The sequence below is a fragment of the Blastococcus aggregatus genome (assembly GCF_900221005.1).
GTDB lineage: Bacteria > Actinomycetota > Actinomycetes > Mycobacteriales > Geodermatophilaceae > Blastococcus > Blastococcus aggregatus.
In genome coordinates, this window is record NZ_OBQI01000003.1 from 631809 (window position 1) to 656954 (window position 25146).

The window sequence follows — 25146 nt, forward strand, 5'->3', positions numbered from 1 at the left end:
AACGCCTCGCCGACCGGGAAGGAGGCGGTCATGGACCAGCAGGTCGCCCATCGGCCGCCCGCTCCCCTGCCCTCCCGGGTGCGCCCGCCGCAGGTGCTGCTCGGCGTGGGTGCCGTGCTGCTGGTCAGCGCCGGCGCCGCCGTCGTCGCCGCCTCCGGGGGCGCCGGTGCCCGCCTCCTGGTGCTCGCCCTCGCCGCGGTCGCCGCCGGCTTCGCGGTGCGCGCCGACAGGCACCGGCTGCACAGCTCCGCCGAGACCCTCGCCGCGAGCGCCGCCGGTCTGGCGCTGGCCGGGAGCGACCTCGGCAGCCCGGCCTCGGGCGGGAACCCGCTGCCGCCGCTCGCTCTCGCGGGCGCGTTCCTCGCGCTGCGCTTCCTCTCCCCCGTTCCCGCCGCCTGGCCCCTGGCCGCGTGGGCGTCCGCGCAGCTGGCCGCCCTGCGGTCGCTCGGTGGTGTCCCCGACTCGCTGACCACCGAGCTGTTCCTGGGCATCTCGCTCGTGGGCCTCGGTGTGGCGCTGTGGGCCCGCCCCCTGGTCGCCCGGCTGACTCTGCTGACGACGGCGCCGTGGTTCGCCGCCGGCGTCCTCACCGGCTCCCGGGAGGCCTGGACCGCTGGCCCGGCCGAGCGCTGGGCGGCGACGGCGCTCGTGGCAGCCGCTGCCGCCGGGCTCCTGCTGGCGCGGCTGCGGCAGCCCCTGGACGTGCTGCTCGGGCCACCTCGGCTGGTGCCGGTCTTCGCCGGCGCGATGACCGCCGTGGCAGTCACCGGAGCGGGCTCCGCCGGTGGTCCGGTCGCGGTCGCGTTCGGCGGGTTCGTCGGCGTCCTGGTGGCCGCCACGGCGGCCGCCGAGCTGTCCGGCTGGCGGCGCGGGCTCCTCCTGCCCGTCGCCCTGACCGGCGGTGTGCTGCTCGCCGTCCTGTCGGTCCTCCGCCTCCTCGACGGCCGGCACTGGTCGGAGATCGCCCTGCTGCTCCTGCTCACCGCCGCCCCGACGGTGTGGGTGGGCGCCTCCCGGCGGGACGACCGCCCGGTCGCCGCGCCGACGGCCGTCGGCTGCCTGGCCGCCGCCGCGCTGTTCGGGCTGCCGGACGGCTGGGCGTCGCCGGCCCAGGTGGCGGCCCTGCTCACCGGCCTGTTCGTCGCGTCGCTGGCCATCGCCGCCCGGCTCGAGCGGGAGTCCCGCCGGGCGACGGCGGCCGCTGCGGCGGGCTGCGCGGCCGCGGCCGCGGTGCTGCTGGCCGGGGACGGGCAGCCGGGGCGGCTCGCCACGCACCTGGCGGTGCAGGGCGCGGTGACCCTCGCGTGGGCGTGGTGGAGCGGCCGCCCGGCCACGGCTCCGGCCGAGGACGCCGACCGGCCCGCCGCCTGGCGGGTGGGGGCCGCCGAGCTCGTGGTCGCCGCCTGGATCGCCGCAGGTCTCGCGGGCGCCGGCGCGGTGGAGGCCTACAGCCTGCCGGCCGCGCTGGGGTTGCTGGCCGCGAACGGGCGGGGGCTCGGGCGGGACCGCTCCTGGGCGGCGTGGGGGCCGGGCCTGCTCGTCGCGGCCGTGCCGTCGGCGCTGCTCGCCGTCCTCCGGCCCGACGTGCCGCGGGCGGTGGTCGTGCTCGCGCTCGCCGCCGTCGTGCTGGTCGCCGGCGCCAGGGCCGGCCGGCGGGCGCCGCTGGTGGTCGGCGCCTGGACCGCGCTGGTCGTCGGCCTGGGCCTCGCCGTCCGTGCGCTGCCGTGGCCGGTGGCGACCGCGCTGGTCGTGGGCGGCGTGCTGCTGGCGATCGGGATGCACCGGGAGCGCCGGCCGGTCGCCGGCTTCGCGACCCGCCTCGCCGACCTCCGCTGAGGCGCCGGGACGGCGAACGCCCGCACCCCCACGGCGGGGGCACGGGCGTCCGGACGTGCGGCGGAGCTCAGACGCGGAAGCCGAGCGCGCGCAGCTGCTCGCGACCGTCGTCGGTGATCTTGTCGGGGCCCCACGGCGGCATCCAGACCCAGTTGATCCGGATGTCGTCCACGAGCCCGGGGCCGGGGCCGCCGGTGAGGGCCTGGCGGGCCTGGTCCTCGATGACGTCGGTCAGCGGGCAGGCCGCCGAGGTGAGCGTCATGTCGATGATCGCGATGTTGTTGTCGTCGACGTCGAGGCCGTAGACCAGGCCCAGGTCGACGACGTTCACGCCGAGCTCGGGGTCGACGACGTCGCGCATGGCCTCCTCGAGGTCCTCGAGGAGCGCCGACTTGTAGGCCGGCAGGTCGCCCGGCGCACCGTCGGTGGCGGGGGTGGCGTTCTCGGTGCTGCTGTCGGCGCTCATGGCGTTCCTCCGGCTGGGGCGGTGGGGTGGGTGGCCTGCGCAGTCGTGGTGGACAGTGCCCGGGCGGAGGCGTCCTTCAACGCCATCCAGCTCATCAGCGCGCACTTGATCCGGGCCGGGTACTTGGAGACGCCGGCGAACGCGACCGCGTCCTCCAGGCTGTCCTCGAGCTTCTCGGCGACGGCGGGGTCGCCCTTGGCCTGCATCAGCGTCATGAAGTCGTCGCCGGCGGCGAGGGCCTCGTGCACGCTCTTGCCGAGGACGAGGTCGTACATCGCCGAGATCGAGGCCTGGCTGATCGAGCAGCCCATGCCCTCGTAGGAGACGTCCGACAGGATCGGCTCCCCCGCGGCGTCACTCCCCAGGTGCACCCGGAGGGTCACCTCGTCCCCGCAGGTCGGGTTGACGTGGTGCACCTCGGCCTCGAAGGGCTCGCGGAGACCTCGCCCGTGCGGGTTCTTGTAGTGGTCCAGGATGATCTCCTGGTACATCGATTCGAGCTGCATCAGTGCGACCTCACACCGTTCCGAAGAACTTCTGGGCCGCCCGAATTCCGTCCGCCAGGGCGTCGATGTCGTCGTACCCGGTGTGCACGTAGAAGGTGGCGCGGGTGGTGGCCGGGACGCCGTAGCGCCGGACGACCGGCCAGGCGCAGTGGTGGCCGACCCGGACGGCGATGCCGTGGTCGTCGAGGACCTGGCCGACGTCGTGCGGGTGGATGCCCTCGACGGTGAACGAGATCGCTCCGCCGCGGGCCACGGTGTCCTGCGGGCCGATCACGGTGACGCCGGGGATCTCGGCGAGCTTCTCCAGCGCGTACCCGGTGAGGAGCTTCTCGTGCTCCTCGACGCGGTCCATGCCGAGGGCCTGCAGGTACTCGACCGCCGCGGCCAGGCCGATGGCCTGCGCGGTCATCGGGACGCCGGCCTCGAAGCGCTGCGGCGGGGCGGCGAACGTGCTGCCCTCCATCCGCACGACCTCGATCATCGAGCCGCCGGTCATGAACGGCGGCAGCTTGTCGAGGACCTCGTAGCGGCCCCACAGCACGCCGATGCCGGTCGGGCCCAGCATCTTGTGCCCGGAGAAGACCAGGAAGTCCGCGCCGAGCTCGGTGACGTCGACCGGCTGGTGCGGCACCGACTGCGCGCCGTCGACCAGCACCAGGGCACCGACCTCGCGGGCACGGGCGATGATCTCGCCCAGCGGGTTGATGGTGCCCAGGATGTTCGACTGCTGGGTGATCGCGACGAGCTTGGTGCGCTCGTTGACCACCGTGGCCAGGTCGGAGAGGTCCAGCCGGCCGTCGTCGGTCAGGCCGAGCCAGCGCAGGGTCGCCCCGGTGCGCTCGCACAGCTGCTGCCACGGCACGAGGTTGGCGTGGTGCTCCATCTCGGAGACCACGATCTCGTCGCCCTGGCCCACGGCGTACTCGCGGAAGGCCGGATCCTTCGCCGTCGCGGCGTTCGACAGCGCGTAGGCGACGAGGTTGATCGACTCGGTGCTGTTGCGGGTGAAGACGATCTCCCGCTCCGGAGCGCCGATGAACGCACCGATGGTGGCGCGGGCGGCCTCGTAGTGCCCGGTCGCCTCCTCGGCGAGCGCATGCGCGCCGCGGTGGGGGGCGGCGTTGTAGCGCTCGTAGAACTCCCGCTCGGCGTCCAGCACCGAGCGGGGCTTCTGCGAGGTCGCCCCGGAGTCGAGGTAGACGAGCTTCTTCCCGTCCCGGACCGTGCGGCTCAGGATCGGGAAGTCCGCCCGGATCGCCTCGACGTCCAGGGGAAGCGGCTTCAGCGCCCCCGTGCCGGGACGCGAGGCGGTCTGGGTCATGCGCGCGCGCCCTCCGCGGCGGCCAGCTCGTTGGAGTCCTTGACGTAGGCGGCGTAGCCCTCGTTCTCCAGCTGGTCGGCCAGCTCTGCGCCGCCCTCGGCGACGACCTTGCCGGCGACGAAGACGTGCACGAAGTCCGGCTTGATGTAGCGCAGGATCCGCGTGTAGTGCGTGATCAGCAGGACGCCGATCTCGCCCTCCTCGCGGGTGCGGTTGACGCCCTCGGAGACGATCCGCAGCGCGTCGACGTCCAGACCGGAGTCCGTCTCGTCGAGGATCGCGATGGCCGGCTTGAGCAGGCGCATCTGCAGGATCTCGTGGCGCTTCTTCTCACCGCCGGAGAAGCCCTCGTTGACGTTGCGCTCGGCGAACGCGGAGTCCATCTCGAGCAGTTCCATCTCGGCCTTGACGTCCTTGACCCAGGTGCGCAGCTTGGGAGCCTCGCCCTTGATCGCGGTGGCCGCGGTGCGCAGGAAGTTCGACACCGAGACGCCGGGCACCTCGACGGGGTACTGCATCGCCAGGAACAGGCCGGCCCGGGCGCGCTCGTCGACGGTCATCGCGAGGACGTCCTCGCCGTCGAGGGTCACGGTGCCGCCGGTGACGGTGTACTTGGGGTGGCCGGCGATCGAGTAGGCCAGGGTGGACTTGCCCGACCCGTTGGGGCCCATGATCGCGTGGGTCTCGCCCGACCGGACGGTCAGGTCGACGCCGCGGAGGATCTCCTTGGCGTCGTCACCCTCGCCGACCGAGACGTGCAGGTCGCGGATCTCCAGAACGGACACTTCTTCTCGCTCCTCAGTTGCCGGCCGCGCGGGAAGGCTGGACGGCGCTCGTCGCTGCGTTCGCTTCGGTGTCGACGAGCACGTCCTCCCCTTCCACGCGGACCGGGTAGACGTCGACCGGCTCGGTCGCCGGCAGGTTGGTGGGCTCGCCCGTGCGCAGGTCGAAGCACGAGCCGTGCAGGTAGCACTCGATGGTGGGGGCGCCGTTGAACTGCTCGACGTCCCCCTCGCTCAGCGGGACGTCGGCGTGCGAGCACCGGTCCTCGAGGGCGTAGAGCTGCCCCTCGAAGCGGACGACGGCGACGTCGATGTCCGCGAGCTCGACGCGCAGGGCGCCGTTCTCGGGGACGTCGGACAGTCCGCAGACGCGTTCGAAGGCCATGGTCAGGCGACCTCGACGGGCTGGATCGAAGAGGCAGGGTCCGGGTCCGAGAACGCAGCACCGAGGCGCGTCTCGATGGTGCCCATCAGGCGGTCCTGGAGGGCGTCGATCCCGATGTTCTGGACGACGTCGGCGAAGAAGCCGCGGACGACCAGGCGTCGGGCGGTCTCGGCGTCGATGCCGCGCGAGCAGAGGTAGAACAGCTGCTCGTCGTCGAACCGGCCGGTGGCGCTGGCGTGGCCGGCGCTGACGATCTCCCCGGTCTCGATCTCCAGGTTCGGCACCGAGTCGGCGCGGGCGCCGTCGGTGAGCACCAGGTTGCGGTTGAGCTCGTAGGTCTCGGTGCCGGTCGCGGCCGGGCGGATGCGGACGTCGCCGATCCAGACCGTGCGCGCGCCCTCACCCTGCAGCGCACCCTTGTAGAGCACGTTGCTGGTGCAGTTCGGGACGGCGTGGTCGACCCAGAGCCGGTGCTCCTGGTGCTGCGTCTGGTCGGAGAAGTAGACGCCGAAGAGGTCCGCGCGGCCGCCGGTGCCGGAGTACTGCACGTTGCTGACCAGGCGCACGAGGTCGCCGCCGAGGGTGACCACGACCTGCTTGTACGTGGCGTCCCGGCCGACGACGGCGTCGTACTGCCCGCCGTGCACGGAGCCGGGAGCCCAGTCCTGGACCGAGACCAGCGTGACCTGCGCGCCGTCGCCGGCGAGCACGGTCACGCCGCCGGAGTACTTCGCCGGGCCGGTGTGGTCGAGGACGACGGTCGCCTTGGCGAACGCGCCGACGTCGATGACGAGCTGGCCCCAGACGACGTCGTCGCCGCCGGTGCCGGCCAGGGCCAGGGTCACCGGGCGGTCCAGCTGCGCTTCCTTCGCCACGCGGACGACGTCGGCGCCACCGGCCCGCTGGCGGGTGAGGGCGGCCAGCCGGTCGACGGGCTCGGGCAGGCCCTTGATCAGCGGGTCGCCGGCGTCGACGCGGCTCAGCTCGACGCCCTCGGGCAGGTCGGTCGTCCAGGTGAGCCGCGCGTCGGAGGCGGCGCCGTCCAGGAGCGGACGGATCCGCTTCATGGGCGTGAACCGCCACGTCTCCTCGCGCCCGGTGGGCGCGCCGAAGACGTCCGGGTCGGTGGAGGTGAGCCGTTCCGGCGGCGAGCCGGTCGGCGTGGGTCCACCGTGCGAGTGCGCACCCGGGGACGCGTTACCGGCGCTGCCGGTGTCGGATGCCGGGGTGGTCGGCGGGCCCGCCTGGGCGCCCACGCCCGGAGCGAAGAGCTCCGAGGCGAGGGTCGCGGGCTGGGTGGTCAGGTCGGTCGTACCGGTGGTCGAGTCGGTCATCAGCCGACGGCACCTTCCATCTGCAGTTCGATGAGCCGGTTGAGCTCGAGGGCGTACTCCATGGGCAGCTCGCGGGCGATCGGCTCGACGAACCCGCGCACCACCATCGCCATGGCCTCGTCCTCGGACATGCCGCGGCTCATGAGGTAGAAGAGCTGGTCGTCGCTGACCCGCGAGACGGTGGCCTCGTGGCCCATCGAGACGTCGTCCTCGCGGACGTCGACGTAGGGGTAGGTGTCCGACCGGCTGATCGTGTCGACCAGCAGGGCGTCGCACTTCACCGTCGACTTGGAGCCGTAGGCGCCCTCGTCGATCTGGACGAGGCCGCGGTAGGAGGTGCGGCCACCGCCACGGGCGACGGACTTGCTGATGATCGTCGAGGAGGTGTGCGGCGCGGCGTGCACCATCTTGGCGCCGGCGTCCTGGTGCTGCCCCTCGCCCGCGAAGGCGATCGAGAGCACCTCGCCCTTGGCGTGCTCGCCGGTCATCCAGACCGCCGGGTACTTCATCGTCACCTTGGAGCCGAGGTTGCCGTCGACCCACTCCATGGTCGCGCCCTCGTGGGCCACGGCCCGCTTGGTGACCAGGTTGTAGACGTTGTTCGACCAGTTCTGGATGGTCGTGTACCGGCAGCGCGCGTTCTTCTTGACGATGATCTCGACGACCGCGGAGTGCAGCGAGTCGCTCTTGTAGATCGGCGCGGTGCAGCCCTCGACGTAGTGCACGTAGGCGCCCTCGTCGACGATGATCAGCGTCCGCTCGAACTGGCCCATGTTCTCGGTGTTGATCCGGAAGTAGGCCTGCAGCGGGATCTCCACGTGCACGCCCGGCGGCACGTAGATGAACGAGCCACCCGACCAGGTCGCGGTGTTGAGCGCCGCGAACTTGTTGTCGCCGGACGGGATCACCGAGCCGAAGTACTCCTGGAAGATCTCCGGGTGCTCCTTCAGGGCCGAGTCGGTGTCCAGGAAGATGACGCCCTGGTCCTCGAGCTCCTTCTGGATCTGGTGGTAGACGACCTCGGACTCGTACTGCGCGGCGACACCGGAGACGAGCCGCTGCTTCTCGGCCTCCGGGATGCCCAGGCGGTCGTAGGTGTTCTTGATGTCGTCGGGCAGGTCCTCCCACGAGGTCGCCTGGGCCTCGGTGGAGCGCACGAAGTACTTGATGTTCTGGAAGTCGATGCCGGAGAGGTCGGAACCCCAGTCGGGCATGGGCTTGCGGCCGAAGAGCTTGAGGGCCTTGAGGCGGCGCTCGAGCATCCACTCGGGCTCGTTCTTGCGGGCGGAGATGTCGCGGACGACGTCCTCGTCGATCCCGCGACGAGCGGAGGCACCGGCGACGTCGGCGTCGGCCCAGCCGTACTCGTACCGTCCGAGCTGATCGATCTGCTCGTCCTGCGTCAGCGGCGTGCTCACCGGCTGCTGGGTGCTGGTCATGCGGGCGTCCTCTCCCGGTCGTTCGCGAGGGCAGTGCTGGACTGTTCGGTGGGCGCGCTGTGGGGCGCTGCTCGCTCACCAGGTACAGGGCGTGCGGGGGCCGTTCTGTTCCCCGGACGCAGGGGCCCTGGGAGGTGTGTGGTGCAGATCCCGTCGCCGTGGGCGATCGTGGCCAGCCGCTGCACGTGGGTGCCCACGAGCCGGCCGATCACCGCGGTCTCGGCCTCGCACAGCTGGGGGAACTCCGCGGCCACGTGCGCCACCGGGCAGTGGTGCTGGCAGAGCTGCCCCCCGCCGGAGATCGCGGAGGCCGTGGCAGCGTAGCCCTCGGCCGTGAGCGCCGCGGCCAGGGCCTGGGCCCGGTCCACCGGCGCTCCCCCGGCCGCGCGCACGGCGCTCTCGACGGCGCTGGAGGCGCGGGCCTCGAGCCCGGCGAGCTGCTGCTCGGCGACGGTGCGGACGGCGTCGGGGCCACCGGAGGCCGCGACGAACCGGAGCGCGGTCAGCGCGAGGTCGTCGTAGGCGTGCGGGAAGGCGGAGCGGCCGGCGTCGGTGAGGTGGAACCGCCGGGCGGGGCGGCCGCGGCCGCGATGCCCGTCGGACCCGGTCCGCCCGGCCACCCGCTCCTCGATCCGCCCGGCGGCGACCAGGGAGTCGAGGTGCCGGCGGACGGCGGCCGGCGAGATGCCCAGCCGCGCGGCGAGCTCGGTGGCGGTCTGCGGCCCGTGCTCGAGGAGCAGGGCGCTGACGCGGTCGCGGGTACGCCCGTCGTCGGCCGGGGCCGACGAGCGCGGGGGTGCCACAGCGCTTTCCACAACACGAGTGTGTCTTAAATCGAGGACCCTGCAAGCAAGGTCAACCTAAGAAGTGGTCGGCCGTCGCCCTCCGCGTGACGAGCGTCACCCAGGCGTGCCCGACGGCACTCCGGCGCGAGCGGCGGGCGGGTCGCCGCCACCTAGCATCGGAGGCGTGCCGGTCCTGCCCACGTCCTTCTCCCCCGCGACCATCTCCCGCCTCGCGCTGGTCAACGCCGTCGCCAACGGCCTGATCGTCGTCACCGGCGGCGCCGTGCGGCTCACCGGCTCGGGGCTGGGCTGCCCGACCTGGCCGCGGTGCACCGAGGAGAGCTTCGTCAGCACCGACGAGCTGGCGATCAACGGGGCGATCGAGTTCGGCAACCGGCTGCTCACCTTCGTCGTGGCCGCGGCCGCGATCGCCACCGTCGTCGCCGTCTGGCGCTCGCCGCGACGGGACCTCCGACGGCTGGCCGTCGTCACCTTCCTCGGCGTCCCGGCGCAGGCCCTGCTCGGCGGCGTCACGGTGCTCACCGGGCTCAACCCGTGGACGGTGGCCGCGCACTTCCTCGTCTCGGCGGTGCTGGTCGCCCTCGCGACGACCCTCTGGCTGCGCTCGCGCGAACCCGGCGTCGGCCCGCCGCTGCTGCGCCGCCCGTTCGTCCTGCTCACGTGGGGCATCGCCGCCGCGACGGCGGCCGTCATCGTCGTCGGCACCATCGTCACCGGCAGCGGCCCGCACAGCGGCGACGTGGACGAGAACGACATCCCGACCGGCAACCGGATCGGCATCGACACCGAGCTGATCAGCCAGCTGCACGCCGACGTCGTCTTCCTGCTGCTCGGCCTGACCGTCGCGCTGCTGGTCGCCCTCTACGCCACCGACTCCCCCGACCGCGTCCGCCGGGCCGCCCGCGACCTGCTGATCGTCCAGCTGGCGCAGGGCGTCGTCGGCTACGTCCAGTACTTCACCGAGCTGCCGATCGCGCTCGTGCTGCTGCACATGCTGGGCGCGGTGCTGATCACCGCCTACACCGCGCGGCTGGTCTGGTCGGTCCGCGGCCCCGCCTCCGAGCTCCCGGTCAGCCCCACTCCCGAGAAGGCCGCCGCCACCCGCTGACCCGCGCCGACGAGGTGCGCTGATGCGCCGTTCCGGTCACCGGTTCGGCCTGTCCGCGCACCACGTCAGTCGTGCCAGACGAGGACGACCGCGACTGATCCGTCCGGCGACTCCCAGCGACTGGCGGTGACCCGCGCGGGGGCGCTGCGCGCGTCGGCCCAGGCCGGCCAGGCGTCCTCCTCGTCGTGCCATACGAGGTGCCCGCCCGCGAGGTAGGTGACCACCGGCGCGCCGGCCTCGACCAGCGACTCGACCTCGGCCGCCGCGATGCCGTTCACGCGCAGCGAATAGGTGCGCCAGTCGAGCCCGAGCAGCTCCCCCATCCGCGCGTTGGTCAGGTCGCGCCGCACGGTGGGCTCAGACGATGGCGTCGACGATGATCGCGACCATCAGCAGCGACAGGTACGAGATCGAGACGTGGAACAGCGACATCGACTTGATGTCCCCGCCGCGCTTGATCCGGCCCAGCAGCCGGTGCGACTCGAGCACGAACCAGGCGCCGAGGAGCACCGCGGGCACGGTGTAGCCGAGGCCGATCCCGTAGTCGGTGGCCACCGGCCACAGCAGCAGCGAGACGGCGACCGTCACGTACGCCCAGGCGACCGACTGCCGGCCGACGGAGAGCTCGCTGGTCACCACCGGCAGCATCGGGACGTCGGCGCGCGCGTAGTCGTCCTTGAACCGCAGGGCCAGCGCCCAGAAGTGCGGCATCTGCCAGGCGAAGACGATGCCGAACACCACGACGGCCGGCCAGTCCAGGGAGCCGGTCACGGCCGCCCATCCGATGAGCACCGGAGCCGCGCCCGGGACCCCGCCCCACTCGGTGCTGCGGCGGGTGTGCCGCTTGAACACCATCGTGTAGAGCACGGCGTAGTAGAAGATCGCCCCGGCCGCGAGCGCCGCGGCCAGCACGGTGGTGGTCGCGAGCAGCAGCGCGATCGAGGTGACCGTCAGGACGATGCCGAAGATCAGCGCCGCGCGGGGCGTGACCTCGCCGGTGACCAGCGGCCGCTTCTGCGTGCGCTGCATCAGCTTGTCGATGTCGCGGTCGAAGTAGCAGTTGAAGACGTTGGCCGCACCGGCGGCGAGCGTGCCGCCGAGCAGCGTGAACAGCAGCAGCGACAGCGACGGCCAGCCTCGGTCGGCGAGCATCATCGCCGGCACGGTCGTCACCAGCAGCAGTTCGATGATCCGGGGCTTGGTGAGGCCCACGAAGGCCAGCACCCGGCGCCGCACGACGGCCGTGCGGCCGGTCGACGAGCGGGTGGACTCCCGGCGCGAGGCGGCGGCGGAGCGCTCCGAGAGCGCCGTCACAGGACGCCCTGGGACGCGGCGGCGCGCTCGCAGCAGTGCACTGCAGGCCAGGCGGGAAGCACGAAGGGGCCTACTCCGAACCGGGGATGGGAACGCGGCCCACTATAGCCCGCGGAGGCCTCCTCCCTGGGCGCGGCTCCGGTTCCGCCCGGCTAGGCTTGATCGCGTTGATGCTGCATGTGCAGCGGGTAGGGCCGACGTCGACGACGACGCGCTCCCGGTCCGGCAACGGGCCGGAGGGGCCGCGGCCCGTCGCTGCAGACGCACGTCGTCCGCCCGGGCGCAGTCCTTTCCCCGGGCGGCCCGCCAGGCCCGACCCGAGGGAGCACCGAGCCACGATGGCACCGGACAGCACGAGCACGGAGAACACCCAGAGCACCGAGCCCGAGGCTCCCGCCGAGGCCGCGACGGACTCCCCCACCGGCTCCCCGAACCAGCCGCACCCCACCCTCCCCGAGGGCTTCGGCGACCTCGACCGCACCGCGATCGACACCGCGCGCGTCCTGGCGATGGAAGCCGTGCAGCAAGCCGGCAACGGCCACCCCGGCACCGCCATGAGCATGGCGCCGGCGGCGTACCTGCTCTTCCAGCGCTGGCTGCGGCACGACCCGACCGACCCGCAGTGGGTCGCGCGCGACCGGTTCGTGCTGTCGATGGGGCACTCCAGCCTGACGCTCTACGTGCAGCTGTACCTCTCGGGCTACGGACTCGAGCTGGATGATCTGCGCGCTCTGCGTACCTGGGGATCGCTCACCCCCGGTCACCCCGAGGTCAACCACACGCCCGGCGTCGAGACCACGACCGGCCCGCTGGGGCAGGGCGTCGGCAACGCCGTCGGCATGGCCATGGCCGCCCGCCGCGAGCGCGGCCTGCTCGACCCGGACGCCCCCGAGGGCGAGAGCCTCTTCGACCACACCGTCTGGGCCTTCTGCTCCGACGGCGACCTCGAGGAGGGCGTCAGCGGCGAGGCGTCGTCCCTGGCCGGCACGCAGCGGCTGGGCAACCTGGTCCTGGTCTACGACGACAACAAGATCTCCATCGAGGACGACACGACCGTCGCCTTCACCGAGGACGTCGGCAAGCGCTACGAGGCCTACGGCTGGCACGTCCAGCACGTGGACGACGGCGAGGACCTCGCCGCCCTGGACGCGGCGCTCGCCGCCGCCAAGGCCGAGACCCGCCGCCCGTCGATCATCGTGCTCCGCACGATCATCGGCTGGCCGGCCCCGAACAAGCAGAACACCGGCGCCTCCCACGGCTCCGCGCTCGGCGAGGACGAGGTGCGGGCCACCAAGGAGATCCTCGGCTTCGACCCCTCGACGTCCTTCGACGTCGACGCCTCGGTGCTGGCGCACGCCCGGAAGGTCGTCGACCGCGGCCGCTCGGCGCACGCCGAGTGGCAGGAGCGCTTCACCGCCTGGCAGCAGGCCAACCCCGGGGGCGCCGCGCTGCTCGAGCGCATGACCACCCGCACGCTGCCCGACGGCTGGGCGGAGCAGCTCCCGAGCTGGCCGGCCGACGAGAAGGGCGTGGCCACCCGCAAGGCCTCCGGCGAGGTGCTCGCCGCGCTCTACCCGGCGCTGCCCGAGCTGTGGGGCGGCTCGGCCGACCTCGCGGAGAGCAACAACACCGCGGTGAAGGGTGAGCCGTCGTTCCTGCCGGCCGACCGTCAGACCAAGACCTGGTCCGGCGGCCCCTACGGGCGCACCCTGCACTTCGGTGTGCGCGAGCACGCCATGGGGGCGGTCATGAACGGGATCGCCCTGCACGGCGGCACCCGCGTCTACGGCGGCACCTTCCTCACCTTCTCCGACTACATGCGCGGCGCCGTGCGGCTGGCGGCGCTCATGCAGCTGCCGGTCACCTACGTCTGGACGCACGACTCGATCGGCCTGGGCGAGGACGGCCCGACCCACCAGCCGATCGAGCACCTCGCCGCCCTGCGCGCGATCCCCGGCCTCGACGTGGTGCGCCCCGCCGACGCCAACGAGGTCGCCGTCGCCTGGCGGACCATCCTCGAGCACAACGACCGGCCCGCCGGGCTGGCGCTGTCCCGGCAGAACCTGCCCGTCTTCGACCGGTCGCAGGTCGCCTCGGCCGAAGGCACCGCCCGCGGCGCCTACGTGCTGGCCGAGGCCTCCTCCGGCGCACCGCAGGTCATCCTGCTGGGCACCGGCTCGGAGGTGCAGATCGCCATGGCCGCGCGCGAGCAGCTCGAGGCCGACGGGATCCCGACCCGTGTCGTCTCCGTCCCGTGCGTCGAGTGGTTCGCCGCCCAGGACCGCGCCTACCGCGAGGAGGTCCTGCCGCGCACCGTGCGGGCCCGCGTGAGCGTGGAGGCCGGCATCCCCCAGGGCTGGCGCGACTTCGTCGGCGACGCCGGGCGGATCGTGGGAATCGACCACTACGGCGCGAGCGCTGCCTACGGCGTGCTCTACGAGAAGTTCGGCTTCACCGCCGAGGCCGTCGTCGCCGCTGCTCGCGAGAGCATCGAGGCAGCCTCCGGTGAGCCGGCCGGACCGCTCGGCCCCGACGCGTCGGGCGTCCTGCACTCCCCCACCGGCGATCGCTGATCTCCCGAGCGACCGTCCGCCAGCCGCACACGACCACGCCCGGAGGGCTCCTGTCATGGCACAGAACGAGAAGCTGGCCGAACTGAGCTCGGCCGGGGTCGCCGTCTGGCTCGACGACCTGTCCCGCGACCGCATCCGCAGCGGCAACCTGCAGTCGCTGGTCGACGAGCACTCGATCGTCGGCGTCACCACCAACCCGACGATCTTCGCCGCGGCGATCAGCGGGTCGGAGTCCTACGACGACCAGCTGCACGCCCTGGCCGTCCGGCAGGTGAGCGTCGAGGAGGCGCTGCGGACCATCACCGGCGCCGACGTCCGGGACGCCTGCGACCTGCTCGCACCCGTGGCCGACCGCCGGCCGGGTGACGGCCGGGTCTCCCTCGAGGTCGCCCCGGGCCTGGCGCACGACACCGATGCGACCGCGGCCGAGGCGGCGCACCTGTGGTGGCTGGTGGACCGGCCGAACCTGTTCATCAAGATCCCGGCGACCGAGGCCGGCCTGCCGGCCATCCGGACCTCGATCGGCAAGGGCATCAGCGTCAACGTCACGTTGATCTTCAGCCCCGACCGCTACCGCGAGGTCATGGACGCCTACCTGTCCGGCCTCGAGGACCGGCTGGCCGACGACCCGCAGGCCGACCTGTCCGGCATCGCGTCGGTCGCCTCGTTCTTCGTGTCCCGCGTGGACACCGAGATCGACAAGCGGCTGGACAAGGCGGGGGCGGACGCCGCCCTGAAGAGCAAGGCCGGCGTCGCCAACGCCCAGCTGGCCTACCAGGCCTACGAGGAGGTCTTCTCCTCCGAGCGCTGGGCGGCCCTCGAGGCGAAGGGTGCCCGCCCGCAGCGCCCGCTCTGGGCCTCCACCGGGGTGAAGAACCCCGACCTCCCGGACACGCTCTACATCAGCGAGCTCATCGCCCCCGGCACGGTGAACACCATGCCGGAGAAGACGCTCATGGCCTACGCCGACCACGGCAGCCCGGGCACCCCGGTGCAGAAGTCCTACGACGACGCGGCCGGGGTCATGCAGGCCGTCGCCGACGCCGGCGTGGACCTCGACGACGTCTTCCGGGTCCTGGAGGACGAGGGCGTGCAGAAGTTCGTCGACTCCTGGGACGAGCTCACCGAGTCGGTGCGCACGCAGCTGGAGGACAAGAAGTGAGTTTCGAGGTCCACGTCGAGGGGATCGAGGTCCCCGACGACGTCCGGAGCCGGCTCACCGCGGACGACGTCGCCGCCCGGCTGGCCCGCAAGGACGCCACCCTGTGGGGGCCGGAGGCCGAGAGCGAGGCGGCGATCCGGCTGGGCTGGCTGGACCTGCCCACCTCGTCGCGCTCCCTGGTCGAGCAGCTGGCCCAGCTGCGCGAGCAGCTGCAGGCCGAGGGCCTGGACCGGGTCGTCCTGTGCGGAATGGGCGGCTCGTCGCTCGCGCCCGAGGTGATCTGCCGGACCGCCGGGGTGCCCCTGGTCGTGCTCGACACCACCGACCCGGGCCAGGTCGCCGCCGCGATGACCGACCTCGAGCGCACCGTCGTCGTGATCAGCTCCAAGTCCGGGGGCACGGTCGAGACCGACAGCCAGCGCCGCGCGTTCCAGGCCGCGTTCGCCGAGGCCGGCCTGGACGAAGGCCAGGTCGGGGCGCGGTTCGTCGTCGTCACCGACCCGGACTCGCCGCTGTCGGAGACCGCGGCCGCCATGGGCGCCCGTGCCGTCTTCCTCGCCGACCCGACCGTCGGTGGCCGCTACAGCGCGCTCACCGCGTTCGGTCTGGTGCCCTCGGCGCTGGCCGGCGTGGACGTCGGCGCGCTGCTGGACGACGCGGAGGAGCTGGCCGAGCAGCTGGCCCAGCCGGACAACCCGGCGTTCGAGCTCGGGCTCGTCCTCGGTGCTGCCGCCGCGCAGGGCCGCGACAAGCTCGCGCTGGCCGACACGCAGCGCGGCTCCGGGATCGAGGGCTTCGGCGACTGGGCCGAGCAGCTCGTCGCCGAGTCCACCGGCAAGGAGGGCCGCGGCATCCTGCCCGTCGTCCTCGAGTCGGCCACCGCCCCCGGGTCCGCCGCCGACGACACTTTGCTGGCCCTGGTCGGCACCGACGCGCCACCCGCGGCGCCGTCGCTGGCCGTCACCGGCCCGCTGGGCGCCCAGTTCCTGGGCTGGGAGTACGCCACGGCCGTGGCGGGCCGGGTGCTGGGCATCAACCCCTTCGACCAGCCCAACGTGACCGAGAGCAAGGAGAACACCTCCGCGATCCTCGACGCGGGGCTCCCGGACGAGCAGCCGCTCGCGACGATCGGCGCGATCGAGGTGCGCGGCAGCGGTGGCGTGCTCGACGGCGTCGACCTCAGCGCGCACGACGGCGTCGCGCTGGCCCTCGACGCGCTGCTGGCCGCCGTCCCCGACCGCGGCTACCTGGCGGTCATGGCCTACCTGGACCGGCTCGCCGACGCCAGCGCCGCCGACCTGCGCTCCGCGCTGGCCGCCCGCACCGCCCGCGCCGTCACCTTCGGCTGGGGGCCCCGGTTCCTGCACTCCACCGGCCAGTACCACAAGGGCGGCCCGCAGGCGGGTGCCTTCCTGCAGGTCACCGGGGCGATCGGCACAGACCTCCCGGTGCCCGAGCGGCCGTTCACGTTCGGCGGCCTGCAGGCCGCCCAGGCCGCCGGCGACCGGAAGGCCCTGGCCGACCGCGGCCGGCCCCTCCTGCACCTGCACCTGACCGACCGGGCCGCGGGCATCGGCCAGCTCCTCGCCGCGCTCGCCTGACCGACCCGCCGCAGCGCAGTCCCACGCCGACCACGAGGACCACGAGGACGGACATGATCTCCAACCCGCTGCGCGATCCGCGTGACCGGCGGCTGCCGCGGGTTCCCGAGCCGTGCGCCCTGGTGGTCTTCGGCATCACCGGCGACCTGGCCCGCAAGAAGCTGCTGCCGGCGGTCTACGACCTCGCCAACCGCGGCCTGCTGCCGACCAACTTCGCGCTGCTCGGCTTCGCCCGCCGCGACTGGGGCGACACGGAGTTCGCCGACCTCGCCCGAGAGGCCGCCCGGAAGCACGCGCGCACTCCCTGGCGGGAGGAGGTCTGGCAGCGGCTGGCGACGAGCGTCCGCTTCGTGCAGGGCTCGTTCGACGACGACGACGCCTTCGACGAGCTCGCCGGCGCCCTGGCCGAGCTCGAGGGCAGCCACGGCATCGGCGGCAACGCGGCGTTCTACCTCTCCATCCCGCCGGCGATGTTCCCGACCGTGCTCAAGCAGATGCAGCGCACCGGGATGGCCGAGAGCACCTCCGACCGCTGGCGGCGGGTGGTCGTCGAGAAGCCCTTCGGCACCGACCTCCCCTCCAGCCGCGCGCTCAACGAGCTGGTCGACTCGGTCTTCGGTGCCGACGACGTCTTCCGCATCGACCACTACCTGGGCAAGGAGACCGTCCAGAACCTGATGGCGCTGCGGTTCGCCAACACCCTGTTCGAGCCGGTCTGGAACGGCCATCACGTCGACTCCGTGCAGATCACCATGGCCGAGGACGTCGGCATCGGCGGACGGGCCGGTTTCTACGAGGAGACCGGAGCCGCCCGGGACGTGCTGCAGAACCACCTGCTGCAGCTGCTGGCGCTCACCGCGATGGAGGAACCGGTCGAGTTCTCCGCCGAGCAGATCCGGATCGAGAAGCTCAAGGTCCTGCGCGCCATCTCCCTTCCGGACGACCTGCGGACCTTCGCCGTCCGCGGGCAGTACGAGCAGGGCTGGCTGGCCGGTGAGCGCGCCCTCGGCTACCACCAGGAGGAGGGCGTCGACCCCCGGTCGACCACCGAGACCTTCGCCGCCGTCCGCCTCGGCGTCGAGACCCGGCGCTGGGCCGGGGTGCCGTTCTACCTGCGCACCGGCAAGCGGCTGCCGCGCCGGGTCACCGAGATCGCCCTGGTGTTCAAGCGCGCGCCGCACCTGCCCTTCGCGGACACCGACACCGAGGAACTGGGCAACAACCAGCTGGTCGTGCGGGTGCAGCCGGACGAGGGGGTCACCCTCAAGTTCGGCTCGAAGGTGCCCGGCAGCGTCATGGAGGTCCGCGACGTCTCGATGGACTTCCTGTACGGCGAGCAGTTCACCGAGGCCTCGCCCGAGGCCTACGAGCGGCTGCTCCTCGACGTCCTGCTCGGCGATGCGACGCTCTTCCCGCGCAACGCGGAGGTGGAGGCCTCCTGGGCGGTGATCGACCCGCTCGAGGAGTTCTGGGCGGGCACGGAGCCCGATCCGTACCGCGCCGGTGAGTGGGGGCCGCGCTCCGCGGACGAGATGCTCGCCGCCGAGAAGCGCCAGTGGCGGCGACCGTGACCCGCACCCAGGGCAGGAATGGCCATTTCTGCCCCTTCGCGGCACCCCGAGCAGAGGAGCGACCGTGACGACGCTGTGGGACACCACCGGCTCGGCCGTGGTCAAGGAGCTGGCCGCCCAGCGGCGGACCGGCGGCGCGGTCCTCTCCGGGGTCGCGCTCACCCTGGTCGTCGTCGCGGACGAGACCCGGGTGGCCGAGGCCGAGGAGGCCGCCACCTACGCGGCCGAGATGCATCCCTGCCGGGTGCTCATCGTGGTCCGCCGGCAGATCGAGGCGCCGGTGCCGCGGCTGGACGCCGAGGTGCAGATCGGCGGTCGGCTCGGCCCGGGCGAGGCGGTCGTGCTGCGCATGTACGGGCGGCTGGCCCTGCACTCGGAATCCGTGGTGCTCCCGCTGCTGGCCGCCGACGCACCTGTCGTCGCCTGGTGGCACGGTGCGCCGCCGGAGCGGCTGGCCACCGACGCGCTGGCCGTCATCGCCGACCGCCGGATCACCGACGCCTCGCTGGCCCCCGACCCGCGGGCCGCGCTGCGCATCCGGGGCGAGGACTACGTCCCCGGCGACACCGACCTCACCTGGACCCGCAGCACCGCGTGGCGGGCCGTCCTCGCCTCGACCGTCGACTCGGTCGCCGGCCGCCGCGCCGACGCCGTGCGCATCATCGGCGGCCGGATCGAGGGCGATCCGCACAACGCCACCGCGCAACTGCTGGCCGGCTGGATCTCCTCGCGCTGCGGCTGCAGCATCGAGGTCACCGACGGCACGCAGCACGCCGGCCCCAGCGGGGTCGAATCCGTGGTCCTGCAGCTCGATCAGGACGAGGAGGTCCGGATCACCGCCGACCACCGCGGCGGCGCGATCATCTCCCAGCCCAACCGCCCCGATGGGACGGTGGCGCTGCCCGCCCGCGCGCTGGGTGACCTGCTGAGCGAGGAGCTGCGCCGGCTCGACCCGGACGAGCCCTACAGCGACGCCCTCGAGTCCGCGACGGGGCTGACCGGGCTCACCGAGCGGTCCCCCGAGCGCGGGCACGTGTGGTTCGATCCCTCGGAGGACGACGACGAACGGGACGACACCCCGGCAGCGAGGAGCGGATCGTGAGCCTCTCCCCCGGCGACGAGGCAGCCCGGCGGCTGGCCGCGTCCGAACACCCGGCGCCGGACGTCGTCATCGAGCCCGACGCCGACCGGCTGGCCCGCAGCGTCGCCGAGGCCCTGGTCGCCCGGCTGGCCGCGGCGCAGACGCTGCGCGCCACCGCCTCGGTCGTCCTGACCGGGGGCTCCATCGGCATCGCCGTCCTGGAGCACGTGGCCGCCCTGGCCGCCGAACCGGTGCGCGAGACGGTGGACTGGGGGTCCGTGGACGTGTGGTGGGGCGACGAGCGCTTCGTCCCCGCCGCTGACGACGAGCGCAACGAGAAGGCGGCGCGGCGCGCACTGCTGGACGGCGTCGGCGTGGACCCCGCGCGGGTGCACGCCATGCCGCCCTCGGACGGCTCCTTCGCCGAGCCGGAGGACGCCGCCGCCTGGTACGCCGGCGAGCTGGCCGCCGCGGCGGGCGACGACGGCGCCGTGCCGCGCTTCGACGTGCTGCTCCTCGGCATGGGGCCCGAGGGGCACGTGGCCTCGATCTTCCCGGACTCGCCCGCCGTGAGCGACGAGCGTCCGGTGTTCGCCGTCCGCGACTGCCCGAAGCCTCCGCCGACGCGGGTCAGCCTCGGTTTCGGCGCCATCGCCGCGGCGGACGAGGTGTGGCTCGTGGTCGAGGGTGAGGGCAAGGCCGAGGCGGTCGCCCGGGCGTTGTCGGGCGAGAACCCGCGGGATCTCCCGGCCGCCGGCGTGCACGGCATCCGCGCCACGAGGTGGCTGCTCGACGTGGCCGCGGCGAGCAGGCTCCCGGGACGTTCCTGATCCTCGATCCGTTCGTCCGGGTGCACCGGGAGCGCCACGAGCGGTGACGGCGGGCCGTGCCCGTCGGCGGTGGACGACGGAAGGCGCTGTCGTGCGTGCCGGGCAGCCCCCACCCTGACGCTCACGAGGCCGGGAGCCCCCGGCGCCGGGAGGAGGGGTCCGCCCATGACCACCACCGAGCAGCGCACCGCGACGATCCTGCCGACGCCGCGTCCCGGCGCAGCGGACGACCTCGTCACGCTGGGGACGACCACCCCGGCGCCGGCCACCCCCGGACGCGCCGCACCCCGGGCGCGGCCGCCCCGCTACTACTGGGACGTGGCCGCCGCCGCGTGGCGCACGCGCCACGCGGACTGAACGTCAGGCCCCGCGGCGGGCGCGGAGGCGGGTGAGCGCCTCCTCGAGGAGGGCGTCGCCGTCGGCGTCGGTGCGGCGCTCCCGGACGTAGGCCAGGTGCGTCTTGTAGGGCTCGTTGCGCGGGGCCGGCGGCGGGTTGCTCTGGTCCTGCCCGGCGGGGAGCCCGCAGCGGGGGCAGTCCCACAGCTCGGGGACGTCGGCGTCGCTGGCGAAGGCGATCCGCGTCTCGTGTCCGTTGGCGCACCAGAACGGCAGCCGGCGCCGGGGTGCGGACTCGCCCCGCTCCGCCTCGCCGATCGGACCTGCGCCGACCCTGCTGCCCCGGATCGCGTTGCCACCAGCCACGAGCGCCCCCTGATCTCCGACCCGAGCGTGTGGCAGATCACCACCGCGGGCGAAGTCTAGGGCCTGGAGGGGCGATCTCCGATCACGTTTCGCACGCGATCTGCGGCCAAGCGGAGCGGTTCAGCCGACCTTGACGAGCAGGCCCAGCCCGACGATGCACACGGTCCAGATCAGGGCCGTGAAGATCGTGAGCCGGTTCAGGTTCTTCTCCACGACCGACGACCCGGACAGGGACGCGGACGCCGCGCCACCGAACATCGAGGACAGGCCGCCGCCCTTGCCGCGGTGCAGCAGGATGAGCACCACGAGCAGCGTGCTGGTGAGGACCAGCAGCACGTTCAGGACGACCTCCATCAAGACCTCTCCAGGCTCGGGACCGGCGACGGGCACCGGATCTCGTCCCCGAGCCTAACCGACCGGCGGGCGGTCACCGGTACGCCGTCGTCAGCGGATGCCGGCCGTGGCGAGGTCGTAGCCGTTGTAGGCCTCCATCACCACGCCGTTGCGCAGCCGCTGGCCGGCGACCAGCTGCACCCGGGGCTCCGCGAGCGGCACGTACCCGGCGGTCTCCTCGGCCGCGGCGGACACCGCCCGCCAGGCGTCCCGCGCCGGATCGCCGATGCCGGCCGCCCGCGCGGTGTCGATGAGCGTGTCGATCGCAGGGTCGGCCAGCCGGGCGAAGTTCGTGTTGCCCACCGAGCGGATGCTCCGCCCGTCGACCAGCGGCCCCAGGAGCGACTCCGGGGTGGGGAAGTCCGGGGTCCGGGTGACCAGGAGGATGCCGTAACCGTTCGCCGCGACGCTGTCGGGGTTGCCGACGTCCCTGGCGTAGTAGGTGGCGGGGTCCAGCGGGCGCACCTCCACCTCGATGCCCACGGCGCCCAGCTGCCGCACGAGGACGTCGGCCACGTCCGCGCTCGCGGGCCCGTCCGGTACGGCGAGCACCGTGGCGAAGCCCTCGGGCCGGCCGCACTCCTCCAGGTGGCGCCGCGCCGCGTCGGGATCGGGTCCGGGGTCGGGATCCTCGGGGCCGCCGCCCAGCGCCCCGGTCCACAACCGGGACACGCGGTCCGCGTTCCCCGCGCCGCCGAAGGCCTCCTGCAGCTCCCGGCGGTCGACCGCGGCCGCCACCGCAGCGCGGCAGGAGACGTCCTCGAACGGCGCCACGTCGGTGGGCAGGGCGAGCAGGCGCATCGCACCGGTGGCCACGTCGTCGACCCGGGCGCGCAGCTCCTCGCCGTCCTCGCCCTCCAGCCGGGCGGTCGTGGGCGCCTGCACACCCGACCCCGAGATGTCGACGTCGGCCGAGCCGGCCAGCAGGGCCTGGTCGCGCTCCACCCCCGAGAGGCCGTACCGCACCACCACGCGGTCGGGCAGGGCGGTGCGGACGTCGTCGGTCGCCGGATCCCACTGGGGATTGCGGTCCAGCTGGATGCCGGTGGCGACGTCGACGGAGGTGATCGCGTACGGCCCGGAGGAGACCGGGTCGATCCCGTAGTCGCCGCCGGTGTCCGCCTCGGCGGGAACCGGACTGCTGGAGGGCAGCGCCAGCACGTAGGGCAACTGGGGCGAGGCGGTGCGCAGCCGGAACACGATCGTCCGGTCGTCGGGGGTCTCCACCGACGCCAGCCCGAGCCGGTCCGGGGCCTCGTCCTGGTACGGGCCGGCATAGGGGTTGGCCCGGTCGTCCAGCAGCTCGACGACGTAGGTGGGCCCGCCGACGATGACCTCGGCGGCGAAGGACCGCTCGATGCCGTACTTGACGTCGCGGGAGGTGATCGGGAGCTCGTTCTCGAACCTGACCCCCTCGCGCAGGGTGAACGTCCAGCTCAGCCCGTCCTCGGACACGGTCCCGAGGTCGGTGGCGAGGTCCGGCACGAGCTCGTCGGTGCGGCCGGGCTCCGACGAGTAGGTGACCAGGGTGCGGGTGTAGAGGCGCATCAGGTTCCACATCCCGGGGGTGTAGGACCGCTGGGGATCGAGGCTGTCGACCTCCCCGGCCACCACCCGCAACGTGCCGCCGGCCGTCTCCGACGGCGCGCGGACGCCGGTCACTCCGCCGTCGGGCTCGCCCTCGACCGCAGGCACGTCGGTGCGGCCGCCCGCGCCGCCGAGGCAGCTGACCGCCAGCACCAGGACGACGACGACCAGGACCGCCGCCGCCAGGACCGCCCGCCCCTGCCGTCCCTGCGCCCAGGACGGCAGACGCCGGGTGAGTCGTTCGAGCGTCTCGTTCACGACGTGTGCGTTCCCGCCCCCGGTTGTGCGGCCGGCGGCGGTCAGCGTGGGACTAGCTGGCCTCGGCGGCGCTTCGACAGATCTGTGCGAACTCGTCGGCGTCCAGGCTGGCACCACCGACGAGAGCGCCGTCGACGTCCGGCCCGGCCAGGATCCCGGCCGTGTTCGCGGCCTTCACCGACCCGCCGTAGAGGATACGGACGACGGCGGCCGTCTCCGGCCCGAATCGCTCGGCGAGCCGCGCCCGCAGTGCGCCGCAGACCTCCTGCGCGTCCTCGGGGGTGGCCACCTCGCCGGTGCCGATCGCCCACACCGGCTCGTAGGCCACGACGACGCCGCCGGCCGCGGGATCCCCGGCGACCTGCTCGGCGGTGAGGCCCTCGAGCGCGGCGTCCAGCTGGGCGGTGCAGTGCGCGACGTGCTCCCCCGCCTTGCGGACCTCCAGGCCCTCCCCCACGCAGACGATGGGCACCAGCCCGTGCCGGAGCGCGGCCCGCACCTTCGAGCCGACGACGTCGTCGGTCTCGGCGTGGTACGCCCGCCGCTCCGAGTGCCCCACCACCGCGTAGGTGCAGGCCAGCGCGCTGAGCATCGCGCCGCTGACCTCACCGGTGTAGGCGCCGGAGTCCTGCGCAGAGACGTCCTGGGCGCCATAGCCGATGGCCAGCTTGTCGCCGGCCACCAGGGTCTGCACGCTGCGCAGCGCCGTGAACGGCGGGACGACGACCACCTCGGCCGCCTCGAGCTCGGCCGGCTTGAGCGAGAAGACGACCTTCTGCACCAGCCCGATGGCCTCGAGGTGGGTGAGGTGCATCTTCCAGTTGCCGGCGATCAACGGCCGCCGGCCGGTACGGGCCGGGGGCTGCTGGGTGCGTGCCATTGCGTCGTTCCCCGCTCAGTCGGTGAGCACCGCGAGGCCCGGCAGTTCCCGGCCCTCGAGGTACTCCAGCGACGCGCCGCCGCCGGTGCTGATGTGGCCGTAGGAGGCCTCGTCCAGGCCCAGCTGCCGCACCGCGGCGGCGGAATCCCCGCCACCGACGACCGACAGCCCGGCCACGGCGGCGACGGCCTGCGCCACGCCCCGGGTGCCCGCCTGGAACGGCGCCAGCTCGAACACGCCCATCGGGCCGTTCCAGAAGACGGTGTGCGCGGCACCGAGCTCGGCGCCGAACACCTCGACGGTGCGCGGGCCGACGTCGAGGCCCATGAGCCCGTCGGGGATCTGCTCCACCGGGACGACGCTGGTCTCCGCGTCGGCGCTGAACGCCGTCGCGGCGACGACGTCGACCGGCAGGACGATCCGGTCGCCGGCCGCGGCGAGCAGCCGGCGGCAGGTCTCGACCTGGTCGGCCTCCAGCAGCGAGCCGCCCACGCCGTGGCCCTGCGCGGCGAGGAAGGTGAAGCACATCCCGCCGCCGACCAGCAGCCGGTCGACCTTGGGCAGCAGCGCCTCGATGACGGCCAGCTTGTCGCTCACCTTGGAGCCGCCGAGGACCACCACGTACGGGCGCTCGGGGTCGGTGGTCAGCCGGGTCAGGACCTCGAGCTCGCGGGCGACCAGCCAGCCGGCCGCGTGCGGCAGCCGCTGGGCGACGTCGAACACCGAGGCGTGCTTGCGGTGCACCGCGCCGAACGCGTCGTCGACGTAGAGATCGGCGAGTACGGCGAACCGGTCGGCCAGCTCGCCCCGCTCGGCGTCGTCCTTGGACGTCTCGGCGGCCTCGAAGCGGACGTTCTCCAGCAGGAGGACGTCGCCGTCGCCGAGGGCCGCCGACTTCGCGCGGGCGTCGTCGCCGGCGACATCGGCGGCCAGCGGCACCGTCGTCCCCAGCAGCTCACCGAGCCGCGCCGCGACCGGCGCGAGGGAGAACTGCGGGTCCGGCGTGCCCTTGGGCCGGCCGAGGTGCGCGGCCACGATCACCCGGGCGCCGGCCTCGCGCAGGGCCTGCACGGTGGGCAGGCTGGCGCGGATCCGGCCGTCGTCGGTGATCTGGTTGGTCTGCTTGTCCAGCGGGACGTTCAGGTCGGCGCGTAGGAGCACGCGCCGACCCGAGACGCCCTCGGCGAGGAGATCGTCGAGAGAGCGCATCG

Annotated in this window: 24 protein-coding genes; 9 read left to right on the plus strand and 15 right to left on the minus strand. The window is 73.5% G+C overall.

The annotated features are described in order from the left end of the window. Positions 1–30 precede the first annotated feature (30 nt). Positions 31–1836, plus strand: coding sequence for an SCO7613 C-terminal domain-containing membrane protein (locus CRP29_RS12800; protein ID WP_097195393.1), 1806 nt, complete (start codon positions 31–33; stop codon positions 1834–1836). Positions 1837–1903: 67 nt separating this feature from the next. Here the strand turns inward: CRP29_RS12800 and CRP29_RS12805 are convergent, their stop codons facing one another. Genes CRP29_RS12805 through CRP29_RS12840 form a run of 8 tightly spaced genes read right to left on the minus strand, consistent with a single transcriptional unit; the run spans position 1904 to position 8884 of the window. Then, the gene (locus CRP29_RS12805; RefSeq protein ID WP_091763705.1) at positions 1904–2302 is read right to left on the minus strand and encodes a metal-sulfur cluster assembly factor; all 399 of its coding nucleotides are present in this window, start codon (positions 2300–2302) and stop codon (positions 1904–1906) included. Further along, entirely contained in the window at positions 2299–2808 is a 510-nt protein-coding gene (sufU, locus tag CRP29_RS12810; protein ID WP_097195394.1) for a Fe-S cluster assembly sulfur transfer protein SufU, read from the minus strand. Before sufU ends, CRP29_RS12805 begins: the two co-directional genes overlap by 4 nt. Positions 2809–2818: 10 nt before the next feature. Then, positions 2819–4129 carry a cysteine desulfurase gene (locus CRP29_RS12815; RefSeq protein WP_097195395.1) on the minus strand — a complete coding sequence of 437 codons (1311 nt, stop codon included), beginning with the start codon at positions 4127–4129 and terminating at the stop codon, positions 2819–2821. Then, positions 4126–4914 (minus strand): Fe-S cluster assembly ATPase SufC, encoded by a 789-nt coding sequence (gene sufC, locus CRP29_RS12820; RefSeq protein WP_097195396.1) that lies wholly within the window; start codon positions 4912–4914, stop codon positions 4126–4128. The genes CRP29_RS12815 and sufC overlap by 4 nt, the downstream gene beginning before the upstream one ends. A 13-nt stretch (positions 4915–4927) precedes the next feature. Further along, positions 4928–5296: a Rieske (2Fe-2S) protein gene (locus CRP29_RS12825; protein WP_097195397.1), complete on the minus strand. Its 369-nt coding sequence runs from the start codon at positions 5294–5296 to the stop codon at positions 4928–4930. Positions 5297–5298: 2 nt separating this feature from the next. Then, a complete protein-coding gene (gene sufD, locus CRP29_RS12830; RefSeq protein WP_217991577.1) occupies positions 5299–6630 on the minus strand; it encodes a Fe-S cluster assembly protein SufD in 1332 nt (443 codons plus the stop codon). Next, positions 6630–8069, minus strand: a complete 1440-nt coding sequence (gene sufB, locus CRP29_RS12835; protein WP_097195398.1) for a Fe-S cluster assembly protein SufB — start codon at positions 8067–8069, stop codon at positions 6630–6632. Before sufB ends, sufD begins: the two co-directional genes overlap by 1 nt. Further along, positions 8066–8884 (minus strand): helix-turn-helix transcriptional regulator, encoded by an 819-nt coding sequence (locus CRP29_RS12840; protein WP_245852766.1) that lies wholly within the window; start codon positions 8882–8884, stop codon positions 8066–8068. Before CRP29_RS12840 ends, sufB begins: the two co-directional genes overlap by 4 nt. 154 nt (positions 8885–9038) lie before the next feature. On the opposite strand from CRP29_RS12840, the gene CRP29_RS12845 reads away from it, so the two are divergent. Next, complete coding sequence (locus CRP29_RS12845) at positions 9039–9983, plus strand: COX15/CtaA family protein (RefSeq protein ID WP_097195400.1); 945 nt, start codon at positions 9039–9041, stop codon at positions 9981–9983. A 65-nt stretch (positions 9984–10048) separates the two neighbouring features. Here the strand turns inward: CRP29_RS12845 and CRP29_RS12850 are convergent, their stop codons facing one another. Together CRP29_RS12850 and CRP29_RS12855 are read right to left on the minus strand one after the other, a co-directional pair. After that, positions 10049–10333, minus strand: a complete 285-nt coding sequence (locus CRP29_RS12850) for a hypothetical protein (RefSeq protein WP_097195401.1) — start codon at positions 10331–10333, stop codon at positions 10049–10051. Positions 10334–10340: 7 nt separating this feature from the next. After that, positions 10341–11297 carry a heme o synthase gene (locus tag CRP29_RS12855; protein WP_097195402.1) on the minus strand — a complete coding sequence of 319 codons (957 nt, stop codon included), beginning with the start codon at positions 11295–11297 and terminating at the stop codon, positions 10341–10343. Between the two features lie 338 nt (positions 11298–11635). On the opposite strand from CRP29_RS12855, the gene tkt reads away from it, so the two are divergent. The 7 genes from tkt to CRP29_RS12890 all read left to right on the plus strand — a co-directional run bounded on the left by tkt (position 11636) and on the right by CRP29_RS12890 (position 20472). After that, entirely contained in the window at positions 11636–13870 is a 2235-nt protein-coding gene (tkt, locus tag CRP29_RS12860) for a transketolase (protein WP_097195403.1), read from the plus strand. 55 nt (positions 13871–13925) lie between these two features. Next, on the plus strand, positions 13926–15032 hold the full coding sequence (tal, locus tag CRP29_RS12865) for a transaldolase (RefSeq protein ID WP_097195404.1): 1107 nt from the start codon (positions 13926–13928) through the stop codon (positions 15030–15032). After that, complete coding sequence (locus CRP29_RS12870) at positions 15029–16633, plus strand: glucose-6-phosphate isomerase (RefSeq protein WP_097195405.1); 1605 nt, start codon at positions 15029–15031, stop codon at positions 16631–16633. The genes tal and CRP29_RS12870 overlap by 4 nt, the downstream gene beginning before the upstream one ends. Positions 16634–16686: 53 nt before the next feature. Then, positions 16687–18204, plus strand: a complete 1518-nt coding sequence (zwf, locus tag CRP29_RS12875) for a glucose-6-phosphate dehydrogenase (protein WP_097195406.1) — start codon at positions 16687–16689, stop codon at positions 18202–18204. Positions 18205–18268: 64 nt separating this feature from the next. Next, positions 18269–19306, plus strand: coding sequence for a glucose-6-phosphate dehydrogenase assembly protein OpcA (locus tag CRP29_RS12880; protein WP_097195407.1), 1038 nt, complete (start codon positions 18269–18271; stop codon positions 19304–19306). Further along, positions 19303–20115 carry a 6-phosphogluconolactonase gene (pgl, locus tag CRP29_RS12885; RefSeq protein ID WP_097195408.1) on the plus strand — a complete coding sequence of 271 codons (813 nt, stop codon included), beginning with the start codon at positions 19303–19305 and terminating at the stop codon, positions 20113–20115. The genes CRP29_RS12880 and pgl overlap by 4 nt, the downstream gene beginning before the upstream one ends. 165 nt (positions 20116–20280) lie before the next feature. After that, positions 20281–20472 carry a hypothetical protein gene (locus CRP29_RS12890; RefSeq protein ID WP_097195409.1) on the plus strand — a complete coding sequence of 64 codons (192 nt, stop codon included), beginning with the start codon at positions 20281–20283 and terminating at the stop codon, positions 20470–20472. 3 nt (positions 20473–20475) lie between these two features. On the opposite strand, the gene CRP29_RS12895 is transcribed toward CRP29_RS12890, so the two are convergent. The 5 genes from CRP29_RS12895 to CRP29_RS12915 form a co-directional block, all read right to left on the minus strand. Beyond that, positions 20476–20817, minus strand: coding sequence for an RNA polymerase-binding protein RbpA (locus CRP29_RS12895; protein WP_097195410.1), 342 nt, complete (start codon positions 20815–20817; stop codon positions 20476–20478). Positions 20818–20937: 120 nt separating this feature from the next. After that, on the minus strand, positions 20938–21171 hold the full coding sequence (secG, locus tag CRP29_RS12900; protein ID WP_097195411.1) for a preprotein translocase subunit SecG: 234 nt from the start codon (positions 21169–21171) through the stop codon (positions 20938–20940). 90 nt (positions 21172–21261) lie between these two features. Next, positions 21262–23055, minus strand: coding sequence for an ABC transporter substrate-binding protein (locus tag CRP29_RS12905; RefSeq protein ID WP_097195412.1), 1794 nt, complete (start codon positions 23053–23055; stop codon positions 21262–21264). A gap of 52 nt (positions 23056–23107) precedes the next feature. Continuing rightward, entirely contained in the window at positions 23108–23935 is an 828-nt protein-coding gene (gene tpiA / locus CRP29_RS12910; RefSeq protein WP_097195413.1) for a triose-phosphate isomerase, read from the minus strand. 15 nt (positions 23936–23950) lie between these two features. Next, positions 23951–25144: a phosphoglycerate kinase gene (locus tag CRP29_RS12915; RefSeq protein ID WP_097195414.1), complete on the minus strand. Its 1194-nt coding sequence runs from the start codon at positions 25142–25144 to the stop codon at positions 23951–23953. Positions 25145–25146 lie beyond the last annotated feature (2 nt).